Origin of the sequence: Enterobacter cloacae complex sp. CARB60 (genome assembly GCF_036487345.1) — a bacterium.
GTDB classification, from domain to species: Bacteria; Pseudomonadota; Gammaproteobacteria; order Enterobacterales; family Enterobacteriaceae; genus Enterobacter; species Enterobacter asburiae_D.
Window position 1 is genome coordinate 4,662,652 of the sequence record NZ_JAZKLC010000002.1, and the last position, 25,898, is coordinate 4,688,549.

Genomic DNA, 25,898 nt, shown 5'->3' on the forward strand with positions numbered 1-25,898 from the left:
TAGCACGCTTTTTCACATTTGGTGTAGAGCGAAAGCGTAATAATTCTTCAACCTGCCAGTTCTCTCAGCCAGCCGATAAAGGCGTCTATTTTCGGCCACTGACGGCCAGAAAGCGTCGAGATATAGTAGTGCTGATGACACTTCAGGGTCTTTTCACCAAACGGGGCGATCAGCTCGCCCCGCTCGAGCCGCTTCTGCACCAGCCGCTTTCTCCCCATCGCGACGCCGACGTGGTTAATGGCCGCAATAATCGCTAAGTCGGAACGATCGAAACCAATGCCCGACGATGGCGGCATATTCACCGCAAAGTGTTGCGCCCAGCTCAGCCACTCATCCGTACCGGAATCATTGCTCCAGGCCTGACGATCGTGCAACAGCGTGCAGTGGCTGAGGTTATCGGGGTTTTTCAGCAGTTCATGCTCGCGGGCGTACTGCGGTGAGCAGACGGGCAAAATCTCCTCGTCCATCAGGAAGTGATGAGAGAGGTGGTTTGGCGGCGTATCGTCGAAATAGATCGCCAGATCGACACCCGTTCGCTGCATATTGACGTAATCATTACCGGTCAGAATGGTGAGTGAAATCGACGGATAGCGGCGGGTAAAGTCCCCCAGCATGGGCACCAGCCAGCACTGGGCAATCGACGGGCGGGAGTACAACGTCAGCGTGCCGGAGAGCGCCTGGTTTTTGATGTCCAGGATCTCCTGATTCAGGGTGTCGAGGGACGATTTCAGCGTCCAGTAAACGCGCTTTCCCTCCTGCGTCAGCTCGACTTTACGGTGCGAGCGAACAAACAGCTGAATACCCAGCTCCTCTTCCAGCAGGTTGATGCGGTGGCTCACCGCGCTGGGGCTGAGCGACAGCTCCTCCGCCGCCAGGGCGAAGGACTCATGCCGGGCGGCGACTTCAAAGGTATACATTTTCGACAGCTGCCAGCCGTTTAGCAGCCGGTTTCTGGCTTCATTTGTATCGGTCATCACAATTCTCGCGCGTAGTTTCTGCGCTCAGCATACCGTTTAAGGGTGAATTTATGTGAACCTAATACGGATTAAGTGCGCTTTTTAGAGCGCAGTCACTCAGTTGATCCAATCTGGCTCATCTGAACGCCAATTTATATCGTTTGTCAGCCCACGCCGTTTTTTCGTCCAATACCCCCAGATGACATAAGGGTGAGGTGAGATATGGGATCTCAGGTCTGGGTTGTGGCAACGCTGCTGGTCAGCATTGTGTTGATTGTTTTAACCATCGTAAAACTGAAGTTTCACCCGTTCCTCGCGCTGCTGCTGGCGAGCTTTTTCGTCGGCGCGATGATGGGGATGAGCCCGCTGGATATGGTGAACGCCATTGAGAGCGGAATTGGCGGTACGCTGGGCTTCCTGGCGGCGGTGATTGGTCTGGGCACCATTCTCGGCAAAATGATGGAAGTCTCCGGCGCGGCCGAGCGCATCGGGATCGCATTGCAGCGCTGCCGCTGGCTGTCGGCGGACGCGATTATGGTGCTGGTGGGCCTTATCTGCGGCATTACGCTGTTCGTGGAGGTGGGTGTGGTACTGCTGATCCCGCTGGCGTTTTCCATCGCCAAAAAGACCAACACGTCGCTGCTCAAGCTGGCCATTCCGCTCTGTACCGCGCTGATGGCGGTGCACTGCGTGGTGCCGCCGCATCCTGCGGCACTGTTTGTGACCAATAAATTAGGGGCGGACGTCGGAACGGTCATTGTCTACGGTTTGATGGTAGGCCTGATGGCCTCTCTGGTCGGCGGCCCGCTGTTCCTGAAACTGCTCGGCAATCGTCTGCCGTTTAAACCGGTTCCGGCGGAATTTTCAGACCTGAAGGTGCGGGAAGAGCACACCCTGCCGTCGCTGGGCGCCACGCTGTTCACGGTGCTGCTGCCGATTGCCCTGATGCTGGTGAAAACCATCGCCGAGCTGAATATGGCAAAAGAAGGCACGCTGTATACGCTGCTGGAGTTTATCGGCAACCCGATCACCGCCATGTTTATCGCCGTGTTTGTCGCCTACTACCTGCTGGGGATCCGCCAGCATATGGGCATGGGCACGATGCTGACGCACACCGAGCACGGCTTCGGCTCTATCGCCAACATTTTGCTGATTATCGGCGCGGGCGGCGCGTTTAACGCCATCCTGAAAACCAGCGGACTGGCGGACTCGCTGGCGCATATTCTCTCGAACCTGCACATGCACCCTATCCTGCTCGCCTGGCTGGTGGCGCTGGTGCTGCATGCCGCCGTTGGCTCCGCGACGGTGGCGATGATGGGCGCCACGGCGATAGTCGCGCCGATGCTGCCCCTCTACCCGAACGTGAGCCCGGAGATCATCACCATTGCCATCGGTTCCGGCGCCATTGGCTGCACGATCGTGACAGATTCTCTCTTCTGGCTGGTGAAGCAGTACTGCGGCGCGACCCTGAATGAGACCTTCAAATACTATACGACGGCGACGTTTATCGCCTCGGTGCTTGCACTTGGCGGCACATTCCTGCTTTCTTTCATTATCTGAGCGCGAAGAGACGTATTATGGAAAACGCAACTATCACTACTTTAACCGCACAGTTTCCTCTGGTTGAGGATCTGATTGCCCTGAAAGAAACCACCTGGCTTAACCCGCGCACCACAACGCTGGCAGAAGGGTTGCCCTATGTCGGGCTGACCAAAGCCGACGTGGACGACGCGCACGCTCGCCTCAACCGCTTCGCGCCGTACCTGGCGAAAGCCTTCCCGGAAACCGCGGCAACGGGCGGGATTATCGAATCCGAACTGGTCGCCATTCCGGCGATGCAAAAGCGGCTGGAGAAAGAGTCCGGCAAGGCCATTCCCGGCACCCTGCTGCTGAAAAAAGACAGCCATCTGCCGATTTCCGGCTCGATTAAAGCGCGCGGCGGCATCTATGAGGTGCTGACCCACGCGGAGAAACTGGCGCTGGAAGCCGGGTTGCTGAGCCTCGAAGACGACTACAGTATTCTGCTGGAGCCGCGCTTTAAGGCGTTCTTTAGCCAGTACAGCATTGCGGTAGGCTCAACCGGCAACCTCGGGATGTCTATCGGCATCATGAGCGCACGCATCGGCTTTAAGGTCACCGTGCATATGTCTGCCGACGCACGCGAGTGGAAGAAAGCCAAACTGCGCAGCCACGGCGTCATCGTCGTGGAATATGAGCAGGATTACGGCGTAGCGGTGGAGCAGGGACGAAAAGCGGCGGAAAGCGATCCGAACTGTTTCTTCATCGACGATGAAAACTCCCGCACCCTGTTCCTGGGCTATGCGGTGGCGGGCGAGCGCCTGAAGGCGCAGTTTGCCGAACAGGGCCGCGTGGTGGATGCGGAACATCCGCTGTACGTCTACCTGCCGTGCGGCGTCGGCGGCGGCCCCGGCGGCGTGGCGTTTGGCCTGAAGCTGGCCTTTGGCGATAACGTCCACTGCTTCTTCGCGGAGCCAACGCACTCCCCGTGCATGCTGCTGGGCGTGTACACCGGCCTGCACGATGAAATCTCGGTACAAGATCTGGGCATTGATAACGTGACGGCGGCGGACGGTCTGGCGGTAGGGCGTGCCTCCGGCTTCGTGGGCCGCGCGATGGAACGCCTGCTCGACGGGTTCTATACGCTTTCCGATCAGAGCATGTACGACATGCTCGGCTGGCTGGCGCAGGAGGAAGGCATTCGTCTGGAACCGTCCGCGCTGGCGGGCATGGCCGGGCCGGTGCGCGTTCATTCGCATACCAACGTTACCCATCTGGTGTGGGCGACCGGCGGCGGGATGGTGCCGGAAGACGAGATGGCGAAGTATCTGGCGAAAGGGAAGTAATTATGCCGGGTGGCGGCTGCGCCTTACCCGGCCTACGGTTCGCGGCAGTTGTAGGCCCGGTAAGGCGTAGCCGCCACCGGGCTTACAGATTCACTATTTGCTGAATATGGGTAACTGCAAAGAGTAAAGACAGAGACAGCACGGCCAGCGCGATGAGGAACTTATCCCGCACCGCCTTCGGCTGGACAAAATCGTTCTGCGCCACGTCCATCAGGTTACGGCTGCGGGTATAGCGCCATAAAATAATCGCCACCAGCGCCAGCACAACCAGTGAGATCCAGAATGGCATACCCGTGCGGTGCCAGTTGTGCTTAATCGCCAGGGCGATCAGCGCGCCATACCCCAGCAGCGTGCGCAGCCAGGCGAGTGACGTCCGCTCCGGCTGCAGGCCGGGGTCCGCTTCGCGCCGCGCTTTGCGGCTATCCGCCATAGAACACCAGCACCATTACCACGCCCGCCACCGTCAGCAGAATCGTGCTGATGATGATTAACCCACGCGTATAGGGCAGATCCTGCTTCAGACGCATCGCCTTCTCATTGCGCAACCAGCGCAGATAGCCGTAAATCGCCAGCACGCCCGCGAACAGGCACAGCAGCAGCGCCAGCACTTCACGGATCGGCGGCGTAGCGAAATCCGGCGCGAGCTGATCGAGACCGACCCCAGCGGCAAGAAAGCCCAGCGCGGTGCGGATCCACGCTAAAAAAGTGCGTTCATTAGCCAGAGAGAAGCGGTAATCCGGCGCTTCGCCGAGGCGGGAAATTTTCATGGAGGTTCCTTGTCGTGCTGCGGGCAGGCTTCAGCATAGCGTAAATCGACAAGGACAAGGAGACCGGCATCGGGCGATGCCGGTCAGGACGATTAATGCAGCTCTGGCCAGTACTCTTTGTTGGCCTCGATCAGGTCATCCAGAATCGCTTTCGCGACGGACGCGCTCGGCACGGTTTTCGACAGGGTGATCGCCTGCCAGAGTTTCTGGTACGAACGCTGCTCCCAGGCATCCACCACCAGTTTTTCCACCGCCACCTGCTGGCTCATCAGCCCTTTCTGGAAGTGTGGTATATCGCCCACCGTGAGCGGTTCCGGCCCGTTATGGCCCACCAGGCACGGGATCTCCACCATCGCGTCGGCATCAAAGTTATGGATGGCCCCGTTGTTTGGCACAATCAGCAGCATCCGCTCCTGGGTGTTAAAGGCAATTGCCGTCGCCAGATCGACGATGTACGACGCATGTTCGTCAATTTCCAGCTCACCGGCAGCGGAGTTACCGGCTTCGATAATCGCCCGGCAGGAACTGAACACGTGCTTCTCACGGTGATCCATGACCTCATTGGCGCGGGTACGTTCCGGGTTGGAGTGCGCGACCACGTAGTCCGGGAACAGGTAATACTTCAGGTAGGTGTTCGGCATGGTGTCAGGATCCAGCGCCTGCACGTCTTTTGCTTTAGCAAAGGTATCGTTCCAGCTCGCTTCGGTATGCGCATCTTCCGAAGGCGGAACATAGCCGTTTTTCGCCACGTATTCGCGCAGTTTCGGCATCAGATCGTTTCCGTTCAGGTCTTCAATCGACGTCCACCAGCCGAAGTGGTTCAGGCCGTAGTAGCGCACGCGCATCTCTTTGCGGTCCTTCAGGCCGACAATCTGCGCCATGCGCCCTTCAATGCCGATCGGCATATCGCAGATGTTGAGGATTTTGGCGTTCGGACGCAGGCGACGCGTGGCTTCCGCGACAATCGCCGCCGGGTTGGAGTAGTTCAGCATCCACGCGTTTGGGGAGTATTGCTCCATATAATCCACCAGTTCCAGCACGCCGCCGATAGAGCGCATGCCGTAGGAAATCCCGCCCGGTCCGCAGGTTTCCTGGCCCAGCACGCCGTGGCGCAGCGGGATTTTTTCATCTTTTTCACGCATCGGGTATTTGCCCACGCGGATATGCGCCATCACGAAATCCACATCGGTAAACGCCGCTTTAGGATCGGTGGTGTAGCTGAACTCAATCTCCGGGGCTTGTTCCTTAAGGATGATTTTGCACGCTTCGGCGATGGTCTCCTGACGCGCGCCGTCGTTGTCATAGAACTTCAGGGCGCGCAGCGGGAAACGGTCGCGGTTGGCTAACAGCATCAGGACGATACCAGGCGTAAAGGTGCTGCCGCCGCCTGCAATGACAACTGAGAATTTTTTCATGATATAGCCTCTGTCAGGGTGGTTTGTTCATTCGATAAAGGGGTTTTCATCAGCGATTCAAGCTGGTCGCGCACCTGAGGAACGTGCAGGCCGACAATCACCTGAATGCCGTTGCCGCGTCGCACCACGCCGTGGGCGCCGAGGGCTTTGAAGACGTCATCGCTTTGCGTTTTCGCCATATCGACCAGGGCGATACGCAAGCGGGTGGCGCAGTTGTTGATGCTTTCGACGTTGGCCGCGCCGCCGAGCGCCTGTAAGAACCCGGCGGCCTGCCCGACCTGCTGGCTGGCCGCCGCCGGGGCGGTGGTTTGCCCGCGCGCCGCCTTATAGTCGGCCTTGCTGTAGAGCTTGATTTCGCTCTCTTCCCGGCCCGGGGTTTTCAGGTTCAGACGCGCAATCAGCGTTTTGAAGACCACGAAGTAGATCCCGGTGAAGCAGACGCCGATGCCAATCTGGGTGAATACCGTCGAGGCGTGGTTATGGAACATCGGGATCCAGTTTTGCGGCAGGAACTGGTCCAGCAGGCCGCCTCCCATGTTCCCCACGACGCCGAAGGCGTACATCACCGTTGCCATGGTGGCCGCCAGCACGGCGTGCACGGCAAACAGCAGCGGCGAGATAAACAGGAAGGTGAATTCGAGGGGTTCGGTAATGCCCACCAGCACGGCGGTGAGCGTGGCCGGGATAAGCAGGCCCGCCACCTTGACGCGGTTTTCCGGCGACGCGGTATACCAAATCGCTAGCGCAATCCCGACCGAGCCAAACACTTTAGAGTTGCCGTGCAGGGCGAATCCGCCTTCCGGGAAAAGGGTTTTCAGCGGCAGGGTACTCTGGCTGAATTCCTGCAGATGCTGCGCCCAGTAGACCTGAATCCCGCCTTCCACCGCCGCCGGGCCGAAGATAAACGGACCGTAGACGAAGTGGTGCAATCCGGTTGGGATCAGAATGCGTTCCAGGAAGGTATACACCCACACGCCCAGCGCACCGGCAGAGCGCAGGAACGCCTGAAGGGATTCGATGCCCATCTGCACTTTCGGCCAGCCCAGCAGCGTCAGCCAAGCGCAGGGGATCATGACGAAGAACGCGAGGATAACGACAAACGAACTGCCCTGAAAAATGCCCAGAAAGACCGGCAGCGGCTTGTCGAAGTAGCGGTTGTGGATGGCGGTGACGATGCCCGAAATCACGATCGCGCCGATGATGCTGGTATCAAGCGTTTTGATCCCGGCAATCATCGCCAGCCCGCTTCCTGCCGTCGGTTCGGCAGAGAAGTCGACGCCAAAGAAATGGCCCCAGGTCATCCCGATCGCGTTAATGAAGTAGTTCCAGGTCAGAAAGCTAATCAGCACCGCCAGACAGGCGCGGCCCTGCGCCTGCTTCGCCAGGCCAATCGGCAGGCCAACGGCAAAAATCAGCGGCATATTGCGGAACACCGCCCAGCCGCCTTCTTCAATGATGTGAACAATTTGCGCGAACAGATTATCAGGGGCAGTTAAGGCTTCGCCGACAAACAGCGGGTTGCGAAGCATGATGGCGATTCCCACCACGATCCCGGCGAATGGAAACAGCAACACCGGGGTAAACATGGCACCGCCAAAACGTTGTATTTGACTGAGCATTTTTAAATCCTCATGAAACAACCTGTAGGGGTAGAGGCCTTTATGGTTTTTTGCTGGCCTGAGGTGAGCATAAGAACTTACTGATGCGCGAACATGGCGTGCCGCTGCGATTCGTGATCGCATTCATGGTTTTATTTTGACCAATCAGGTCTACTTTTTGAGGTAAACATGGACATGTCAGGACGCAATCCACGCCCTGATAAGGGCATAGAGGTCTACTGGTGATCTACAAATCTATTGCCGACAGGTTGCGGCTGCGGCTGAATTCGTCGGACTACAACATCGGCAGCCCGCTGCCCGGCGAAAAAGCGCTGGCGCAGGAGTTCGGCGTGGCGCGAATGACCATCCGCAATGCGCTGGATCTGCTGGTGAGCTGGGGGCTGGTTGAGCGGCGGCACGGCAGCGGGACCTTTGTCTCACGCAAAGACGTTCACCACGAAACCACCAACCTGACCGGGCTGGTGGAGGTGCTGCGTCAGCAGGGAAAAGAGGTGCAGAGCAAGGTCTTGCAGTTCGAAGTGATGCCCGCCCCACCCGCCATCGCCAGCCAGCTGCGGATTCAGGTGGATGAGCGGATCTACTTTTCCCGGCGTGTGCGCTACGTGGACGGAAAACCGCTGATGCTGGAAGACAGCTTTATGCCGGTGAAGCTGTTCCGCAATCTGTCGCTGGCGCATCTTGAGGGGTCTAAGTTTGATTACATCGAGAAGGAGTGCGGGATCACCATTAGCGGCAACTACGAGAGCCTGACGCCGGTGCTGGCAGATAAAACGCTGGCCGGTTATATGAACCTGCCGGAACAAACGCCGCTGCTGCGCATTACCTCTCTCTCCTACAGCGACAGCGGCGAGTTCCTCAACTATTCCGTGATGTTCCGAAATACCAGCGATTACCAGGTGGACTACCATCTGCGGCGCATCCACCCGGACGACCTGCTAGCTCATCCCCCAGAACAGCACCGCCAGTAGCTGGGGTGTGATGATGCGCAGGAACATCACCAGCGGATAGACGGTGGCATAGGAGAGCGCGGCCGCGCCGCTGGTGGCGTGCAGGTTGTTGGCAAAGGCCAGCGCGGGCGGATCGGTCATGGAGCCCGCCAGCATGCCGCACAGGGTCAGGTAGTTCATTTTGGCGAACATCCGCGCCAGTATTCCCACCGTCAGCAGCGGGATCGCCGTGATAAAGATGCCGTAACCGACCCAGCTCATCCCTTCGCCCTTGACCAGGGTATCGACAAAATCCCCGCCGGATTTTAGCCCGACCACCGCCAGGAACAGGACGATGCCCAGCTCGCGCAGCGCCAGGTTGGCGCTCGGCGGCATAAACCAGTAGAGCTTGCCGATACAGCCGATACGCCCGAGGATCAGCGCCATAATCAGCGGCCCGCCCGCCAGGCCCAGCTTGAGCGCCACCGGGAAGCCCGGCACGTACACCGGAATAGAGCCGAGCAACACGCCAAGTCCGATACCGATAAACACCGGCAGCATCTGCACCTGCTGCAGTTTTTGCTGGGCGTTACCCACCATATCCGCCACGGCGTCGATGGACGACGGGCGCCCGACCAGGTTGAGGATATCCCCGAACTGCAGGCTGGCCTCCGGGCTGGCGACCAGTTCAACACCCGCACGGTTGAGGCGGGAGATCACCACGTCGTAGCGCTCTTTTACCTGTAGATCGCGTATTTTCTTGCCCAAAACCTGCTCGTTAGTCACCACAACGCGTTCCACGCGCATATCGGTGCCGCGGGTCGAGAGCGAAGTATCCACCTCCTGACCAATCACCAGCCGCGCGTTGTTTAAATCGCCGGGCTGGCCGACCAGGTGCAGCAGATCGCCCTGCTGGATAACGGTGCCGGGCGCGGGCACCATCAGCATATCGTCACGCTTAAGGCGGGAGCAGATGATGTTGGCGCTGTTCAGGATCGGCACGTCCTGAATCGCCATATTATTCAGGTTGGGGTTATCGACCCGAATGTTGATGGTTTTGATCGGCATATGGCCGTTGGTGAGCGTGGTTTCGTGGTCCTTCGCCTCTTTGTCGACGTTAATGCGAAACAGGACGCGTACCAGCCACATGGAGAGCAGAATGCCGCAAATCCCAAACGGATAGGCCATGGCGTAGCTCATCCCCATCTGGTCGACAATGCCGGGTTCAATGCCCAAATCGCGAAGGATTTGCTGCCCGGCACCGAGCGCAGGCGTGTTGGTGACCGCCCCGGAGAAAATGCCCAACACCACGGGCAGCGGGATATCGAAGATTTTGTGCAGAATTGCGGTGACCAGCCCGCCCATCACCACAATGCCGAGGGCAAACAGGTTGAGCCGTAATCCAGAGACCCGAAGTGAGGCGAAAAAGCCCGGCCCCACCTGAATACCGATGGTATAAACGAAGAGGATCAGGCCGAACTCCTGGGTAAAGTGGAGCATTTCAGCGCTGAGAACCAGCCCGAGCTTGTCGGCGAAGTGTCCGACAAAAATGCCGCCAAACAGCACCCCACCAATCCCAAACCCGACGCCGCGGATTTTGATATTCCCTATCCACAGGCCAACAACAGCGACCAGGGCCAACACGCTTACGGTTAACGCGATATCACTCATGATCCACTTCCTTGGCATAACCTTAGTTATGATAAGGATTCTCTCAGAGCTGGATACGGTTGTATGGGCGATGGCGCACAAAAAAGCCCTGCCGGAGCAGGGCTTAGTGCAGTCTGTGAGTATTGTCGGGTGGCGGCTGCGCCTTACCCGACCTACAGGTTCGGCGGGCTTGTTAACTGTTTAACGCCGGCCGCTCGCTAATGGCGATACGCTGCGGCGCGATGGCTTCCGGCACGTTGCGGAGCAGGTCGATATGCAGCAGCCCGTTGGTAAACGTTGCGCCGGACACTTCCATATGGTCTGCCAGGGTAAAGCTCAGGCTAAACGGCTGATTAACCAGCCCCTGATGCAGCCATTTGGTCTCGGTCTCTTGTTTTTCCGGCGACCCCTTCACGGTCAGGCGCGTGCCTTCAAGCTGGATGTCCAGATCGTCCTGGCGGAAACCGGCCAGCGCAAGGGTAATGCGATAGTGGTTATCGTCGCTTTTTTCGATGTTGTACGGCGGAAACGTCTGTTGCTCGGTGGTGCTTTGCAGGGCGTTAGCCAGTTTGTCAAAACCAATCCACTGACGCAGCAGGGGGGATAAATCATAGTTACGCATACTAAATCTCCTTCTGAGAAGCGAGTTCGGCACAGTTCAATTTTGTGCGCAGTTGTTCCTGCAAATCCCGATGGATTCGCATATGCTCCCGTTACGGCAAGCAAGTCCGGGTGGGCCGCTCACGCGACCCGCGTAATTAGTTAATTTCGATACGACGCGGTTTTTTCTCTTCCGGAATCACACGTTCCAGTTCGATAAACAGCAGGCCGTTGACCAGGTTCGCGCCTTTAACGTGAATGTTCTCGGCTAACTGGAACTTGCGTTCAAAGTTGCGCTCGGCGATGCCCTGATAAAGGTAGGTACGTTCTTTCTGCTCGGCCGTATGGGAACCTTTCACCACCAGCAGGTTGTCCTGCGCGGTGATCTCCAGTTCGTTTTCTGCAAAACCGGCGACGGCAATGGCGATGCGGTAGTGGTTTTCGTCAACCAGCTCAACATTGTATGGAGGGTAGCCGTTGCTCTGGCTTTGGTTATTTTCTAAATGGTTAAACAGGCGGTCAAAACCAATTGCAGAACGGTATAGCGGAGAAAGATCGAAGTTACGCATAAATAAAACTCCTGAAATCAGCGAGAAATTGTAGCCTTCCACCATGGACAGGCCTTTGCGCCCCCGAACACCCATCAGGCGAGTTCGTTATCGGGTCACATTCTTAAAATGGGTCTGCAATCGGGCTTTTCAAGCACACCAACTGCACTTTTTTTTGCACTTTCCTGCATCTCGCTTAGACTGGGACAACAGCACAAAGGGTTAAATTGCGATGGCTGCCACAGTGCGGGGTTATCGGGCTATCCATTTTGGATAAGGCTCGCTATAACCCTGAGTTGCAGGTCTATGCAGTGCCATTAACGATGACTGAGTGATGATGAAAAATGTTCTGATAAAGCTGACGACGTTCAGCGGGGTTGTTTTACTTTGCGGGTGTTCGAGCGTGATGTCTCACACCGGCGGTAAAGAAGGAACATATCCGGGGACGCGCGCCAGCGCGGCGATGATCTCCGATGACGATACAAACTGGGGCACCAAATCCCTGGTTATCCTGGATATGCCGTTTACGGCCGTGGCGGATACGCTTCTGCTGCCGTGGGATATGTTTCGTAAGGACAGCTCCGTGCGCTCACGGGTAGAAAAAAGCGAGCAGGAGAATCTGGCGACAAACGCCGTCATCCCGCCCGCAGAGATGCCTCCACGCTAGTGCTGCGCGGTTTCCGTTGCCCAAAGCTGACGGAAACCGCCCGTCTCTTCCATCCACGCAATAACGCGCCCGTCCGGGGAAAACACGACCGCATCAGCAGACGGCGGGTTACCGTGATCGGACGTTAAAAACGTCACCTCTCCGGTCTGCGCGTCGCAGCAGGCAATCCGATTTTCGAGCACAAACCCCAGACGGTCGCCGGAAGGATTCCAGTTAAATGCAGACTGGATGCCGCTCTCAGTATGGGTTAACTGGTGTGGCTCACCGCCCTCAGGAGAGATTAGCCACAGCTGCACAATGCCGTTATCATCCCGCATCAGAAACGCGATCTGCGTCCCCTGCGGGTTGCTGCGTACCCAGTGACGCGGCACGTTCACCAGCCCTGGATAACGGTTCTGGTGAGTGAAGGTCAATCGACGCTGCATCACGCTGGCAGGCGGCGCTGGCAGGGTCTCTGCGGTGCCCTGTAGCGGCGCATCGCCCGCACGCTTCCAGCCCTGCTCGTCTTTCGGCAGGTCGACGATAAACAGTTCGGGTACTTTTTCGCCCTGCGCAGAGAGGGTGTCGCCGATAAACGCCAGCCTGTCGTTGCCCACCCAGCCCTCTTCGTAAGCGCGGTTGATTTCATCGCTGCCCGGCTGTGGGTTAGGCGTCGTGCGGCTAACCAGCACGCTCCAGAAGGTTCCCGAATATTCACGGGGATGGTTTCCCTGCGGGTTCACCGGGCCGTAAGGCGCAGCCACGCCGACGTTGCGTAAATCAAGTTTAGGATCGCGCGCGTGCAGGACATGGTCGTTATAGGTAAAGCTGACGAGCTGCCCGTTCGGGCTGAAGACATGGACGTGGCTGCCGCCGCGCAGCGCGCCTGCGGTGTAAGGCGCGGTGATGTCCATCGCGTCCAGGTTGCTCACCTGACCGTTTTGCGCAATCACCCCCTGGCGATGATGAAAATCGTAGTGCCAGTCTGCGTCCGGGTTTTTCGGGCCGTGGATAAAGACATATTTCTCTTGTGCAGGATGAACGGTCACCACGCCGATATGCGCGCCGTCAGTGGCGCGATAAACCACCTCTACCTCACCCGTAACGACGTTGACCCGCTCGATGGTTTCACCGGTGAACGACGCACCGGACGGGCGCACGTCGTACACCAGCCACTGGCTGTCCGGCGTCCAGGTATTGATGTTAGTGAGCTGATGATGGTGGGAGGCGAAGGTGATTTGTTTCATGAGGATACCCTGATGCACGCTGAGTGCATCAGGGTAAAACATCCGCAGGGATTAGCCTACTCGTTTCACATCGCCCACCAGCAGGATGTAGGAGAGTGCCCCGATCAGCGCCACGGCAGAGATATAGACCAGCGCCGGGCCGAAGCCGTAGTCCTGCGCCAGGTAGCCGATAACCAGCGGTACGGTGATCCCGCCCAGCCCGCCGACGAAGTTGAACACGCCGCCGGTCAGGCCAATCAGCCGCATCGGCGCAAGAGACGACACCAGCGACCAGGTGATAGAGGCGAAACCGTTACCGAAGAACGCCACCGCCATCAGGGTCATAATCCACACCGGATCGTTGGTGTAGTTGGCACCCATGATGCAGGTTGAGATCAGCAAGCCGCAGATAATCGGCGTTTTACGCGCCACGCCCAGCGAGTAGCCTTTTTTCACCAGCTTATCGGCCAGCCAGCCGGAGAGCAGTACGCCGAAAAACGCCGCGAGGAACGGCACGGTGGTCATAAAGCCCGCCTTCAGCGCCGTGATACCCTTTTCCTGGGTCAGATAGTTCGGGAACCAGGTCAGGAAGAACCACAGCGTGGAGGTCACCGCGAACTGGCCCAGATAAACGCCCACCAGCTTACGGTGGAAGACCAGCTTCCAGTCCGCTTTGGTCAGCGGCTGGCGCGCCTCTTTTTTCACCGGCGCATCGCCATCCACCAGGCCACCGCCGTCGCGGATGTAGTCCAGTTCGGCTTTGGTGATGCTTTTGGTCAGACGCGGCGGCTGGTAAACCTTGAACCAGATCAGCGACCAGATAATGCCAATCCCGCCGGTGACGATGAACACCCAGTGCCAGCTCAGCAGCTCCTGGATCCAGATCAGCAGCGGCGTCAGGAACGCCAGGCCAACGAACTGCCCGGAGGTGTAAAAGCCGACGGCAGACGCACGCTCGTGCTCCGGGAACCAGCTGGTCACCATGCGGTTGTTGGTGGGAAACGCGGGCGCTTCGAAAATTCCGGTGATGGCGCGCAGGCCAATCAGCGACATCAGCCCGGTCGCGAAGCCCTGGAACAGGGTCGCCACGGACCAGCCGAAAATGGCGATAAAGTAGGTCATACGTGAACCGACGCGGTCAAGGAACCAGCCGCCGGGGATCTGGCAGAGCGTATACAGCCAGGCAAACGCCGAGAAGACGTAGCCCATTTCCGCTTTGGTGATGCCAAACTCTTCCTGAATATGGGCCGATGCCACGGCAAGGTTGGCGCGGTCGACATAGCAAATGACCACGGTAATAAAGATCATAATCAGCGTCAGGTAGCGGCGACGCCCGGTTTTTGTAGCGGTAACAGGAATATCCATCGCAATCTGTCTCCAGATTTTGGGCATAGCGAAGCCGCTCACCATGCCCTGTAATTTACAGAGGGTTATATTTTTGTATGTACGTTTTTTTGCCCGGTGGCGCTGCGCTTACCGGGCCTACGGGATGGCGATTACCATTCCGCTACGCTGCCGTCCTCATGACGCCACAGTGGGTTACGCCAGTCCGGCGCATTTTTACTCAGCTCAATGACTTTGGCTTCGTCAATCTCTACGCCAAGGCCCGGCTTCGTTAACGGTTTAAAGAAACCGCCTTCCATGCTGAAGTCTTCTTTATTTTTCACAAAATCGAGCAGTTCCGCGCCCTTGTTATAGTGAATGCCCATGCTCTGTTCCTGGAACACCGCGTTGCGGGAGACAAAGTCGACGTGCAGGCAGGCAGCCAGCGCGATTGGTCCGAGCGGGCAGTGCGGCGCCAGCGCCACATCGTAGGCTTCGGCCATCCCGGCAATTTTGTAGCATTCGGTGATGCCGCCCGCGTGAGAGAGATCCGGCTGCAGAATCGCAATGCCGCCCGCTTCGAGCACGCGTTTAAACTCGAAGCGCGAGAACATGCGTTCACCCGCCGCGATAGGAATGTGGGTCTGTTCTGCCAGCTTCGGATAGTACTCCGCCTGCTCGGCCAGCACCGGCTCTTCGATAAACAGCGGACGATACGGCTCCAGCTCTTTGATCAGCACTTTGGCCATCGGCGCGCTGACGCGGCCGTGGAAATCCAGACCAAACTCGATCTCGTTGCCGAAGGCTTCACGGATTTGCGCCACGGTATTCACCGCGCGATCCACCGCGCGCGAGTTGTCGATAATGCCCATCTCTTCGCAACCATTGAGCTTGAAGGTGTCGAAGCCGATGTTGCGCAGCTGCGTGATGCCGTCGATCACTTCCGCAGGACGGTCGCCGCCGACCCAGCTGTAGGCTTTTATTTTGTCGCGCACCAGGCCGCCTATCAGCTGCCAGACCGGCGCGTTCAGCACTTTGCCTTTGATATCCCACAGCGCCTGGTCGATACCGGCGATGGCGCTCATCAGGATCGGCCCCCCTCGGTAGAAGCCCGCGCGGTACATCACCTGCCACAGGTCGTTAATGCGTGCCGGATCCTGACCAATCAGGTATTCCCCCAGCTCGTGCACCGCGGCTTCAACGGTGCGTGCGCGCCCTTCAATCACCGGTTCGCCCCAGCCCACAACCCCTTCGTCGGTTTCGATTTTCAGGAACATCCAGCGCGGGGGTAAACGGTACGTGGTGAGTTTGGTTATTTTCATTTCACTGCCTCTCGATACGCTTTCACAAATGCTGCCGCCTGCTGCGCGGTACGTTCCACGGACTGCCCGGCGCGATACAGATCGCTGCCGAGCCCCGCGCCCACACAGCCCGCGCTCATCCACTGGCCCAGGTTTTCTGGCGTTACGCCGCCCACGGCAAAGACCGGCACGCTGGCGGGTAAGACCGCTTTCAGCGCTTTGATGTAGTCCGGACCAAAGGCCGATGACGGGAAAATTTTGAGCGACTGCGCGCCCGCATCCAGAGCAGCAAAGGCTTCCGTGGCGGTGGCGCATCCCGGGCAGACGGTCATGCCGTAACCCACGGCGCGGCGGATCACCTCAGGCTGAATGTTGGGCGTGACGATAAGCCTGCAGCCCATTTTCGCCAGTTCATCCACCTGCTCCGGGTGCAGCACGGTGCCTGCGCCAATCAGCGCCTTCTCACCGAACGCCTCCACCACGGCCGGAATGCTTTTTTCCCATTCCGGCGAGTTGAGCGGGATTTCTACCGCGTCGAATCCGGCGTCGATAACCGCACCGACGTGGGCTAACGCCTCATCGGGCGTGATGCCGCGCAAAATCGCGATAAGGGGAAGATCAGTTTGCCACTGCATGAGCGATGCTCCTTATTCCTGCCTGAAATGCCGTGTCGCCGGATACCGTTGAAACGTTACGCCCAACGGCGCGAAACGCCTGCTCGTAGCGCGACGTTAGCGATGCGCCGGCGACAAGGGTGATGGCCTGCTCGTGCGCGACGAAATCACGCATGCTGGCGACTTCTGCGCCAATCAGCAGGCCGGAGAGAAATTCGCTGACCTGTTCGCGCGGGAGATTTCCCAGCACGTGCGAGGCGCGAACCTCAAAAAGCTGCGGCAAAACATCAGGGGAAGCGATCCCACGTTCAAGCCCGGCAGCAAACGCCTCTGACGAGGCTTCCTGCTCCGGCAAACCGGCTCCCACCAGTGAATGGTTGAGCAGCAAATGGTGCAGTTCGCCGGTCATTACGGTGCGAAAATCGTGGATTTGCTCAGCGTCGGCCTGGACCCACTTGCAGTGCGTCCCGGGCATGACGTAGACAGAAGAAGGAGAAAGCGTGCGCGCGCCAAGCAGCTGCGTCTCTTCGCCGCGCATCACGTTATGGTTATCGTCGCGAGAGACGCACAAACCGGGAATGATCCAGATATTGTCGCCAACGGACGTTAACTGCTCGCCAATAGCGGAAAAATGGGCGGGAACAGGCAGATATGGCGCAACTTTCCAGCCTACGTTACTGCCGACCATGCCCGCCATTACCACCGGCGTGGCGCTGTCGCGCCAGTGTTGTGTGACCTCTGCTAACACCGCCTCAGGGGATTTACCGTTCAGGCGCGTCACGCCTGCTTCTGATTGCCTGCTCTCCAGGCACTGTTCGCCGTGGTACAGCCAGGCGCGCAGATTGGTCGATCCCCAGTCAATTGCGATGTAGCGAGATGTCATGTGATTTCCTTTAGCCTTCGTGTCGAGCTGGCAATCATAGTTAGTGCCGCCTGCTCTGCCGCATCGCCGTCCTGATGCCGTATCGCATCGAACAGCGCTTTATGTTCCTGGAGCGTTTTCGGCATGTTAGCCTCATCGCCCATCCAGGTACGTTCAAATACCGCTCGCTGTAGCGAGCTGATCGCCACGCTAAGCTGCTGTAATACTGGGTTATGCACCGACTCCAGCACCGCTTCGTGATAGCGAATGTCCGCCTCGTTAAACGCCTCCCGGTTCTGGTTATTGGCGATCATGTCGTTTAAAGCCGACTCAATCTGGGCCAAATCGCCGGAGGTTGCGCGCTCCGCCGCCCAGCGGGCGATGGCCGGTTCCACCAGGTTTCGGACTTCGCTCATCGCGCCGATAAGCCGCGGGTCGTAGTCGTTTTCCAGCACCCACTGCAGTACGTCGGTATCGAGGTAGTTCCACTGGTTGCGCGGGGCAACAAACGCGCCGCGGTACCGTTTCATTTCAATCAGCCGCTTCGCCATCAGCGAGCGGAACACTTCCCGGATGATGTTGCGCGAGGTTTCAAACTCCTCACACAGTTCAGCCTCTGCTGGCAGCGGCGAACCGGGAACGTATTTGCCCCCCACAATCTGGGTGCCCAGCGTGATGACGATGCGATCGGTTTTATTGAGAGTCATGGAGAGTCCTTGTGCTCTGTATGTCCATCACTACTTTACCGCGACCGCTGAATTTCACCTCACTTTTGCAGTACAAACGTGAGAGAGTTCGTCTTCGCCGCGGTGACAATGTAGTACAATCAATTAATGTTGTACTACAATCAAGATCACAAAAAGAACAATCCAATAAATTCAGCGCAAAAAAAAGCCCCGGTTAATAACCGAGGCTTATTATTCAGAGCGACTGTTACTGCAGCACAAATTTCTCGATCGCGTAGGCAACGCCGTCTTCGAGGTTGGATTTGGTTACAAAATTAGCCACTTCTTTCACCGACGGGATCGCGTTATCCATCGCCACGCCCATACCCGCGAACTCGATCATCGCGATGTCATTTTCCTGGTCACCCAGAGCCATGATCTCTTCCGGCTTGATACCCAGCGCATCAGCGAGCGATTTCACGCCGGTGCCTTTAGTGACGCGTTTATCGAGAATTTCGAGGAAGTACGGCGCGCTTTTCAGCACGGTGTACTTCTCTTTTACCTCGGCCGGAATGCGCGCAATCGCTTTATCCAGAATCTCCGGCTCGTCGATCATCATCACTTTCAGGAACTGCGTCGCCGGGTCCATTTTCTCCGCTTCACAGAACACGAGCGGAATGGTCGCAACGTAGGATTCATGTACCGTGTAGTAGCTGATATCGCGGTTGGCGGTATAGAGCGTATTGCGATCGAGCGCGTGGAAGTGGGACCCCACGTCGCGGGACAGTTTTTCCAGGAACAGGTAGTCATCGTAGCTCAGCGCGGTTTGCGCAACCGTACTGCCATCTGCGGCTTTCTGCACCAGCGCGCCGTTATAGGTGATGCAGTAGTCGCCAGGCTGATTCATGTGCAGCTCTTTCAGGTAGCTGTGTACGCCCGCATACGGACGGCCCGTGGTCAGGACCACATTCACGCCCTTTGCGCGCGCCGCGGCGATCGCGTTTTTAACGGCTGGAGAGATGGTGTGGTCTGGCAGCAGCAGCGTGCCGTCCATATCGATTGCAATGAGTTTGATAGCCATGAGTTCCCCGGGATAAATGATTGCTGCCTCATGCTAACGCGATTAAGCCCACAAAAATAGAGCTACATTGCGCAACAGAAACACCCCTTTTACGCTTATCCCGGGGAACAAAGGCTTACTCGCGGGTGAGAACGATTTTACCGAACGCGCCGCGGTCGAGGTGTTCAAACGCCTGTTCAAGCTCGTTAAAACGGTAGCGATGTTCGATCACCGGCTTCAGTCCGGTCACATCCACGGCGCGGACAAAATCTTCCAGCGCCCGGCGGTGGCCAACGCCAATCCCCTGAATGACGGGGGATTTCAGCAACAGTTCGCCAGCAGAGAGCGTAATCTCCGTCCCGGCCAGCACGCCGATAACAGAGATACGTCCGTGAACGGCAACGGCGCGCAGGGAATGCTTCAGGTTCTCGCCACCTACGGTTTCAATAATATGGTCGATGCCGCGATCCTGCGTGAGCGCCAGCGTATTTTCAGCCCAGTCGCCTTTCAGCCGGTTGATGCCCTGGCTGGCCCCCAGCGTTTTGGCCAGCGCCAGTTTTTCATCACTCCCCGAGGTGACAAACACCTCCGCACCGTGGGCTTTTGCAATTTGCAGGGCGAATATCGCCACGCCGCCCGTGCCCTGCACCAGTACCGATTGCCCGGCGCGGAGCTGACCGCGCTCCACCAGCGCAAACCAGGCGGTAAGCCCTGCGCAGGGTAAGGTGCTGGCCTCGGCGTCATCCAGCGTCTCCGGGGAGGCCGCCAGCGCGTCTTCATTCACAATCACATACTCGGACAGCATGCCCTGGAAGTATCCGCCGGACGTTTTGTAGGGCAGATTGCGCGCGTCCGCCTGCGGCTTACCGTCGAGCCACTCGGGAAAGAAGGTTGAGATGACGCGCGCGCCGGGTTTGAAGCGCGTAACGCCTTCACCAATGCTGTCCACCACGCCCGCCATGTCAGACGCCGGGGTAAACGGGAAGGAAAGCGGGATCGGCATGGTGCCTTCAACAACCATTTTATCGCGATAGTTAAGCGCAACGGCATTCACCCGTACGCGTACTTCACCCGGGCCTGGCTGTGGAACGGGCGCCTGAGTCAGCTTGAGGTTCTCGCGCCCGAGGGCGTCCATGGACCAGCGTTGCATTGTCTCTGTCATTTTATTTCTCCTGCCATCAGATGAGCTTTAGTCATGACAGTCTACCGTTGACTAAAGGTCGCCAGTGGCGATAAGTTTTCCCTTTATTGACGCCAGAATCGATACAATCCATGACCGATACGCTGAAGGATATTCCTGTTTTTGTGGCTGCCGTTGAGGCGGGAAGTTTTGCTCAGGCCGCAGTTCGCCTGCATTTGTCACGCTCGGCGGTAGGAAAAAGCATCGCTCGCCTCGAGGAGCGGCTGGGGGTACGCCTGTTTCAGCGCACCACCCGCAGCCAGAGTCTGACCGATAACGGCGCCCTTTTTTATGAACGCTGCCTGCGCGCGCTGGAGGAGATTCGAGGCGCGGAATCGCTGCTTGAAACAGGGAAACAGCAGGTCAGCGGCCGCCTGCGCGTTGCCATGCCGGTGCTGTTTGGCCGCCAGTGTGTCGCTCCGCTGCTGATAGCGCTGGCGCAGGAACACCCAGGGCTTGAACTGGAAATGTCGTTCAGCGACCGCGTGGTGGATCTCGTCGAGGAAGGGTTTGATATGGCGGTGCGTAACGGCACGCTTCAGGACAGCAGCGTTCTGGTCGCCAGAAAACTGGGGGAACACCGCATGGTGCTGTGCGCCGCGCCGGATTATCTGCAGAAGAAAGGTCAGCCACAAAGCGTTGATGATTTACCCCAGCATACGGCGATTAACTATCTGCGCGCAGGCAGAGTGTTGTCCTGGCAGCTGATGGATAACGAAGGAACGTCGCACACCTTTACACCCCGATCGTCGCTCAATATGGATGATTTGCAGGCGATTTGCGACGCTGTACTGGCCGGACACGGCATTGCATGGCTACCCTGCTGGATGGTCGTCAAAGATATTCACCAGGGTAAACTCGTCCCGCTCCTGAAGCAGGCACCGGATGTGCATTTCGACGTTCATGCGGTCTGGCAGCAGACGCCGCACCTGCCGCTGAGGGTAAGAATGGCGATAGATACGCTGGCGAGCCGTTTACCGTCCGTGATGTCGCTGGATATGCCTGCGCCCACAAAAAAGCCGCGCTAAAAGCGCGGCCAGTTATCGTGCGGTATAACGACGATTAAATATCGATATTTGCCGCTTTCAGGGCGTTCTCTTCGATGAAGGCACGACGTGGTTCAACCGCGTCGCCCATCAGGGTAGTGAACAGCTGGTCAGCAGCAATCGCGTCTTTAACGGTTACGCGCAGCATGCGGCGACTTTCCGGATCCATGGTGGTTTCCCACAGCTGATCCGGGTTCATTTCGCCCAGACCTTTATAACGCTGGATCGCGAGGCCACGACGGGACTCTTTCACCAGCCATTCCAGCGCCTGCTCGAAGCTGGCTACCGGCTGGCGACGTTCGCCACGTTCGATGAACGCATCGTCTTCGATCAGCCCGCGCAGCTTCTCGCCGAGCGTGCAGATACGACGGTATTCCGGACCGGTCACAAACTCGTGTTCCAGCGGGTAGTCGGTATCAACGCCGTGGGTACGCACGCGAATAATAGGCTCGAACTGCTTATCGGCGTTCTGCTGGATATCGCATTTCCACATGCTGCCGTGCTGCTCTTTCTCGTTCAGATCGGTCACCAGAGCGTTCACCCAGCGGGTCACGGTCTGCTCGTCGCTCAGATCGGCTTCGGTCAGGGTTGGCTGATAAACCAGCTCCTTCAGCAGCGTTTTCGGATAACGGCGTTCCATACGCGTGATCATTTTCTGCGTGGCGTTGAACTCGGACACCAGACGCTCCAGCGGCTCACCGGCCAGTGCAGGGGCGTGAGAGTTCGCATGCAGGGTCGCGCCATCAAGGGCGATCGCGATTTGGTACTGATCCATCGCTTCGTCGTCTTTAATGTACTGTTCCTGCTTGCCTTTCTTCACTTTGTACAGCGGCGGCTGTGCAATATAGACGTGGCCACGTTCAACGATTTCAGGCATCTGACGATAGAAGAAGGTCAACAGCAGCGTACGAATGTGCGAGCCATCGACGTCCGCATCGGTCATGATGATGATGCTGTGGTAGCGCAGTTTGTCCGGGTTGTACTCATCACGGCCGATGCCGCAGCCCAGCGCGGTGATGAGCGTCGCCACTTCCTGAGAAGAGAGCATCTTGTCGAAACGGGCTTTCTCAACGTTGAGGATTTTACCCTTCAGCGGCAGGATAGCCTGGTTCTTACGGTTACGGCCCTGCTTCGCAGAACCGCCCGCGGAGTCCCCTTCCACGAGGTACAGTTCAGACAGCGCCGGGTCGCGTTCCTGGCAGTCAGCCAGTTTGCCCGGCAGGCCTGCTAAGTCCAGCGCGCCTTTACGACGGGTCATTTCACGGGCTTTACGCGCCGCTTCACGGGCACGCGCCGCATCAATAATTTTGCCCACCACGATTTTCGCGTCGGACGGGTTTTCCAGCAGGTATTCGCTCAGCAGTTCGTTCATCTGCTGTTCAACCGCCGATTTCACCTCGGAAGAGACCAGCTTGTCTTTGGTCTGTGAGGAGAACTTCGGATCCGGCACCTTCACGGAGACAACGGCAATCAGGCCTTCACGGGCGTCGTCACCGGTGGCGCTGACTTTCGCTTTCTTGCTGTAGCCTTCTTTGTCCATGTAGGCGTTCAGGGTACGGGTCATCGCCGCACGGAAGCCTGCAAGGTGAGTACCGCCGTCACGCTGTGGAATGTTGTTGGTGAAGCAGTAGATGTTTTCCTGGAAACCGTCGTTCCACTGCAGCGCCACTTCCACGCCAATACCGTCTTTTTCGGTGGAGAAGTAGAAGATATTCGGGTGAATTGGCGTTTTGTTCTTGTTCAGATACTCAACGAACGCTTTGATACCACCTTCGTAATGGAAGTGGTCTTCTTTGCCGTCACGCTTGTCTTTCAGGCGAATAGAGACGCCGGAGTTCAGGAACGACAGTTCACGCAGGCGTTTCGCCAGGATGTCGTACTCGAATTCGGTGACGTTGGTGAAGGTTTCATGGCTCGGCCAGAAGCGCACCAGGGTACCGGTTTTGTCGGTGTCGCCGGTAACGGCCAGCGGCGCCTGCGGCACGCCGTGCGTATAGAGCTGACGGTGAATTTTGCCTTCGCGCTGGATAACCAGCTCCAGCTTCTGCGACAGGGCGTTAACCACGGAGACGCCTACGCCGTGCAGGCCGCCGGAAACTTTATAGGAGTTATCGTCGAACTTACCGCCTGCGTGCAGCACGGTCATGATCACTTCTGCAGCAGAGACGCCCTCTTCCGGGTGAATACCCGTTGGGATGCCGCGACCATCATCGGTGACGGAGACGGAGTTGTCCGCATGGATGGTGACCACGATGTCTTTACAGTGACCCGCGAGCGCTTCGTCGATAGCGTTATCTACCACCTCGAATACCATGTGGTGCAGACCGGTGCCGTCATCCGTGTCGCCGATATACATACCCGGGCGCTTACGCACCGCATCCAGCCCTTTCAGGACTTTGATACTGGAGGAGTCATAAGAATTCGACATCAACGTTTCTCGCTCATTTCAACTTGGGTTAATCCGTTATTTTACCCTTTTCCACGGTAAACATCTTCGAATTTTCGTCCGACATGTCTATAACGTGTTCAGCGCTAATGGCGCTGACGAAAACCTGCGACTGCGTGGCTTTTAAGCGGCTGGCAAGCAGCCCGCGCCGCGCGTCGTCGAGTTCCGAGGCAAAATCATCTATCAGGTACAGGCAGCGTCTTCCGCTCTCGCGGGTGAGAAACTCTCCCTGTGCCAGGCGCAGCGCACACATCAGGAGCTTGAGCTGCCCGCGCGACAGCGTGTCTTCCACCGGCGCACCGTCGGCACGAATGCGGAAATCCGCCTTGTGCGGGCCGTGCGCGGTGTAGGTCAACATGCGGTCGCGCTCGAAGTTTCTCTCTAACACCTCGGCATAATCCGTCTCTTTCTCCCAGCCGCGCTGGAAGGAGAAGGTGAGAGAGAATTCGGGTAAAAACTGTTTGCAGGTGTCGGCCATGTCTTCGGCGATACCTGCGCTGTATTCGGCACGCCAGCGGCTGATTTGTTCCGCGAGAGGGATTAACTCCATGTCCCACGGACGCAGCTGGGCGTAACGAGTAACCTGGCGCAACGCGGCGTTACGCTGCTTGAGCAGACGCTTCAGGTTGCTCCAGGCGTTAAAGAAACCGGCTTCGTTGTGAAAGCATCCCCAGTCGAGGAATGCTCTTCTGTATTTGGGGCCGCCGTTGAGTAAAGTAAACCCCTCCGGCGTAATCAGCTGCATTGGCATCAGCAGCGCCAGCTCGGCCACTTTGTGACCGTCGGTGCCGTCGATGCGCACCTTGCTGTCGCCCTGCTTGTCTTTGGTCAGGCCGATGGCGGTTTCGCGCTCCGCCCCCTGCAAACGTCCGTGCAGAACAAAGGCTTCCTGCTCGTGGCGAATGACGCGACCAATCTGCAAACTGCGAAACGCCCGACCGTGACCGAGCGTATAGATGGCCTCAAGCACGCTGGTTTTGCCGCTGCCGTTTGCGCCAACCAGGAAGTTAAAGCCAGGGGATAAAGCGAGATCCGCGCTTTCGATATTGCGAAAGTCGCGGATCAACAGACGGGTGAGCGACATTACAGTCTCATTGGCATGACAACATAGGCAGCCGACTGTGATGCGGCATCTTCAATCTGTACGCTTGAAACGGAGTCGGTCAGCAGAATGCGAACGTTCTCGCATTTCAGCGCATTCAGCACATCCAGCACGTAGCTGACGTTAAAGCCGATTTCCATCTCGGTTCCGGCGTAGGTGACGTCCAGAATTTCTTCTGCCTCTTCCTGCTCCGGGTTGTTAGCGGTGATTTTGATCTGGTTTTCACTCACGTACAGGCGCACGCCGCGGAATTTCTCGTTAGAGAGGATCGCGGCACGGGCAAAGGCCTGCTTGAGGCTGTCGCAGCCTGCTTCCAGCGTTTTGTCCGGATTCTTCGGCAATACGCGGCGATAATCCGGGAAACGACCGTCAACCAGCTTAGACGTGAAGACAAAATCGCCCACGTGTGCGCGGATGTTGTTGCTGCCGATCTGCACGCGCAGCGGCGTGTCGCCACCGTCGAGCATACGCATCAGCTCAATCACCCCTTTACGCGGCACGATCACCGAATGGTTTGGCAGTGAATCGCCAATCGGCATAGAACAGACCGCCAGACGGTGGCCGTCGGTCGCCACAGTACGCAGCTCTTCACCTTCGGTTTCGAACAGCATGCCGTTTAAGTAGTAACGAACGTCCTGATGCGCCATGGAGAACTGCGTGGCTTCAATCAGACGCTTCATCGTCGCCTGTGGCAGAGTAAATTCAACTTCACTCTGCCAGTCGTCCAGGTTCGGGAAGTCCGCAGCAGGCAGCGTGGAGAGCGAGAAACGGCTGCGGCCGGAACGCACCAGCATACGGTCGCCTTCCAGCTGCACGGCGATTTCAGCGCCTTCCGGTAGCCCGCGGCAGATGTCAAAGAATTTACGTGCCGGAACCGTGGTCGCGCCCGCATCGTGCGGCTGCGTCAGCGTAACGCGCGCGATCATTTCCATTTCCAGATCTGTACCGGTCAGCGACAGCGTACCGTCCGCGACCTGAAGCAGCAGGTTTCCGAGAATACGCAGCGTTGGGCGGCCACCTAATGGGCCACTCACCTGTTGCAGCGGTTTTAATAAATGTTCACGTTCAACGGTAAATTTCAT

At 57.8% G+C, this 25,898-nt stretch carries 24 protein-coding genes and 1 other annotated feature; of the genes, 5 read left to right on the forward strand and 19 right to left on the reverse strand.

Annotated features, from left to right (window positions below; translation table 11 throughout):
* Window positions 1-47: 47 nt before the first annotated feature.
* Window positions 48-974, reverse strand: a complete 927-nt coding sequence (gene dsdC / locus V4835_RS23450; protein WP_331413944.1) for a DNA-binding transcriptional regulator DsdC — start codon at window positions 972-974, stop codon at window positions 48-50.
* Window positions 975-1,178: 204 nt separating this feature from the next.
* Here dsdC and dsdX point away from each other — a divergent pair, with 204 nt between their 5' ends.
* Together dsdX and dsdA are read left to right on the forward strand one after the other, a co-directional pair.
* The gene (gene dsdX / locus V4835_RS23455) at window positions 1,179-2,516 is read left to right on the forward strand and encodes a D-serine transporter DsdX (protein ID WP_331413946.1); all 1,338 of its coding nucleotides are present in this window, start codon (window positions 1,179-1,181) and stop codon (window positions 2,514-2,516) included.
* A 17-nt stretch (window positions 2,517-2,533) separates the two neighbouring features.
* Window positions 2,534-3,820 carry a D-serine ammonia-lyase gene (gene dsdA, locus V4835_RS23460; RefSeq protein ID WP_331413947.1) on the forward strand — a complete coding sequence of 429 codons (1,287 nt, stop codon included), beginning with the start codon at window positions 2,534-2,536 and terminating at the stop codon, window positions 3,818-3,820.
* A gap of 82 nt (window positions 3,821-3,902) precedes the next feature.
* Here dsdA and V4835_RS23465 read toward each other — a convergent pair whose 3' ends face one another.
* The 4 genes from V4835_RS23465 to V4835_RS23480 all read right to left on the reverse strand — a co-directional run bounded on the left by V4835_RS23465 (window position 3,903) and on the right by V4835_RS23480 (window position 7,621).
* A complete protein-coding gene (locus V4835_RS23465; protein ID WP_331413948.1) occupies window positions 3,903-4,250 on the reverse strand; it encodes a DUF202 domain-containing protein in 348 nt (115 codons plus the stop codon).
* A complete protein-coding gene (locus V4835_RS23470; protein ID WP_331413949.1) occupies window positions 4,240-4,587 on the reverse strand; it encodes a YidH family protein in 348 nt (115 codons plus the stop codon). Before V4835_RS23470 ends, V4835_RS23465 begins: the two co-directional genes overlap by 11 nt.
* Before the next feature lie 92 nt (window positions 4,588-4,679).
* Window positions 4,680-6,002, reverse strand: coding sequence for a 6-phospho-alpha-glucosidase (locus V4835_RS23475; RefSeq protein WP_028014947.1), 1,323 nt, complete (start codon window positions 6,000-6,002; stop codon window positions 4,680-4,682).
* On the reverse strand, window positions 5,999-7,621 hold the full coding sequence (locus V4835_RS23480) for an alpha-glucoside-specific PTS transporter subunit IIBC (protein WP_331413951.1): 1,623 nt from the start codon (window positions 7,619-7,621) through the stop codon (window positions 5,999-6,001). Before V4835_RS23480 ends, V4835_RS23475 begins: the two co-directional genes overlap by 4 nt.
* Before the next feature lie 221 nt (window positions 7,622-7,842).
* Between V4835_RS23480 and V4835_RS23485 the strand changes: the two genes are divergently transcribed.
* On the forward strand, window positions 7,843-8,589 hold the full coding sequence (locus V4835_RS23485) for a GntR family transcriptional regulator (RefSeq protein WP_331413953.1): 747 nt from the start codon (window positions 7,843-7,845) through the stop codon (window positions 8,587-8,589).
* Here V4835_RS23485 and V4835_RS23490 read toward each other — a convergent pair.
* The 3 genes from V4835_RS23490 to ibpA all read right to left on the reverse strand — a co-directional run bounded on the left by V4835_RS23490 (window position 8,557) and on the right by ibpA (window position 11,366).
* On the reverse strand, window positions 8,557-10,218 hold the full coding sequence (locus tag V4835_RS23490) for a putative transporter (protein ID WP_063145118.1): 1,662 nt from the start codon (window positions 10,216-10,218) through the stop codon (window positions 8,557-8,559). The two genes, V4835_RS23485 and V4835_RS23490, sit on opposite strands and share 33 nt — an antisense overlap.
* 172 nt (window positions 10,219-10,390) lie before the next feature.
* Complete coding sequence (ibpB, locus tag V4835_RS23495; RefSeq protein WP_023333939.1) at window positions 10,391-10,819, reverse strand: small heat shock chaperone IbpB; 429 nt, start codon at window positions 10,817-10,819, stop codon at window positions 10,391-10,393.
* Between the two features lie 136 nt (window positions 10,820-10,955).
* Entirely contained in the window at window positions 10,956-11,366 is a 411-nt protein-coding gene (ibpA, locus tag V4835_RS23500; protein WP_008500162.1) for a small heat shock chaperone IbpA, read from the reverse strand.
* Window positions 11,360-11,431, reverse strand: a sequence feature (ROSE (Repression Of Heat Shock gene Expression) occurs in the 5'-region of heat shock genes and acts as an RNA thermometer to modulate expression.). Its footprint overlaps the gene before it by 7 nt.
* Window positions 11,432-11,679: 248 nt before the next feature.
* On the opposite strand from ibpA, the gene V4835_RS23505 reads away from it, so the two are divergent.
* A complete protein-coding gene (locus tag V4835_RS23505; RefSeq protein ID WP_032640291.1) occupies window positions 11,680-12,012 on the forward strand; it encodes a YceK/YidQ family lipoprotein in 333 nt (110 codons plus the stop codon).
* Here V4835_RS23505 and V4835_RS23510 read toward each other — a convergent pair.
* The 8 genes from V4835_RS23510 to V4835_RS23545 all read right to left on the reverse strand — a co-directional run bounded on the left by V4835_RS23510 (window position 12,009) and on the right by V4835_RS23545 (window position 20,204).
* Entirely contained in the window at window positions 12,009-13,238 is a 1,230-nt protein-coding gene (locus V4835_RS23510) for a DUF3748 domain-containing protein (RefSeq protein ID WP_331413955.1), read from the reverse strand. The genes V4835_RS23505 and V4835_RS23510 overlap by 4 nt on opposite strands.
* A gap of 51 nt (window positions 13,239-13,289) precedes the next feature.
* Entirely contained in the window at window positions 13,290-14,627 is a 1,338-nt protein-coding gene (locus V4835_RS23515; protein WP_331413956.1) for an MFS transporter, read from the reverse strand.
* Between the two features lie 86 nt (window positions 14,628-14,713).
* Complete coding sequence (dgoD, locus tag V4835_RS23520) at window positions 14,714-15,862, reverse strand: galactonate dehydratase (RefSeq protein ID WP_331413957.1); 1,149 nt, start codon at window positions 15,860-15,862, stop codon at window positions 14,714-14,716.
* Window positions 15,859-16,476, reverse strand: coding sequence for a 2-dehydro-3-deoxy-6-phosphogalactonate aldolase (locus V4835_RS23525; protein ID WP_331413958.1), 618 nt, complete (start codon window positions 16,474-16,476; stop codon window positions 15,859-15,861). The genes dgoD and V4835_RS23525 overlap by 4 nt, the downstream gene beginning before the upstream one ends.
* Window positions 16,460-17,338 (reverse strand): 2-dehydro-3-deoxygalactonokinase, encoded by an 879-nt coding sequence (locus V4835_RS23530; protein WP_331413959.1) that lies wholly within the window; start codon window positions 17,336-17,338, stop codon window positions 16,460-16,462. The genes V4835_RS23525 and V4835_RS23530 overlap by 17 nt, the downstream gene beginning before the upstream one ends.
* Complete coding sequence (dgoR, locus tag V4835_RS23535) at window positions 17,335-18,024, reverse strand: D-galactonate utilization transcriptional regulator DgoR (RefSeq protein ID WP_063145113.1); 690 nt, start codon at window positions 18,022-18,024, stop codon at window positions 17,335-17,337. Before dgoR ends, V4835_RS23530 begins: the two co-directional genes overlap by 4 nt.
* 226 nt (window positions 18,025-18,250) lie before the next feature.
* Entirely contained in the window at window positions 18,251-19,063 is an 813-nt protein-coding gene (yidA, locus tag V4835_RS23540) for a sugar-phosphatase (RefSeq protein WP_063145112.1), read from the reverse strand.
* Window positions 19,064-19,178: 115 nt separating this feature from the next.
* Window positions 19,179-20,204 carry a zinc-dependent alcohol dehydrogenase family protein gene (locus tag V4835_RS23545; RefSeq protein WP_331413961.1) on the reverse strand — a complete coding sequence of 342 codons (1,026 nt, stop codon included), beginning with the start codon at window positions 20,202-20,204 and terminating at the stop codon, window positions 19,179-19,181.
* Between the two features lie 110 nt (window positions 20,205-20,314).
* Here V4835_RS23545 and V4835_RS23550 point away from each other — a divergent pair, with 110 nt between their 5' ends.
* Window positions 20,315-21,250: a LysR family transcriptional regulator gene (locus V4835_RS23550; RefSeq protein WP_331413963.1), complete on the forward strand. Its 936-nt coding sequence runs from the start codon at window positions 20,315-20,317 to the stop codon at window positions 21,248-21,250.
* Window positions 21,251-21,284: 34 nt separating this feature from the next.
* Here V4835_RS23550 and gyrB read toward each other — a convergent pair whose 3' ends face one another.
* Genes gyrB through dnaN form a run of 3 tightly spaced genes read right to left on the reverse strand, consistent with a single transcriptional unit; the run spans window position 21,285 to window position 25,898 of the window.
* Window positions 21,285-23,696: a DNA topoisomerase (ATP-hydrolyzing) subunit B gene (gene gyrB, locus V4835_RS23555; protein ID WP_331413964.1), complete on the reverse strand. Its 2,412-nt coding sequence runs from the start codon at window positions 23,694-23,696 to the stop codon at window positions 21,285-21,287.
* 28 nt (window positions 23,697-23,724) lie between these two features.
* Window positions 23,725-24,798 carry a DNA replication/repair protein RecF gene (gene recF / locus V4835_RS23560; protein WP_063145108.1) on the reverse strand — a complete coding sequence of 358 codons (1,074 nt, stop codon included), beginning with the start codon at window positions 24,796-24,798 and terminating at the stop codon, window positions 23,725-23,727.
* Entirely contained in the window at window positions 24,798-25,898 is a 1,101-nt protein-coding gene (gene dnaN / locus V4835_RS23565; protein WP_331413966.1) for a DNA polymerase III subunit beta, read from the reverse strand. The genes recF and dnaN overlap by 1 nt, the downstream gene beginning before the upstream one ends.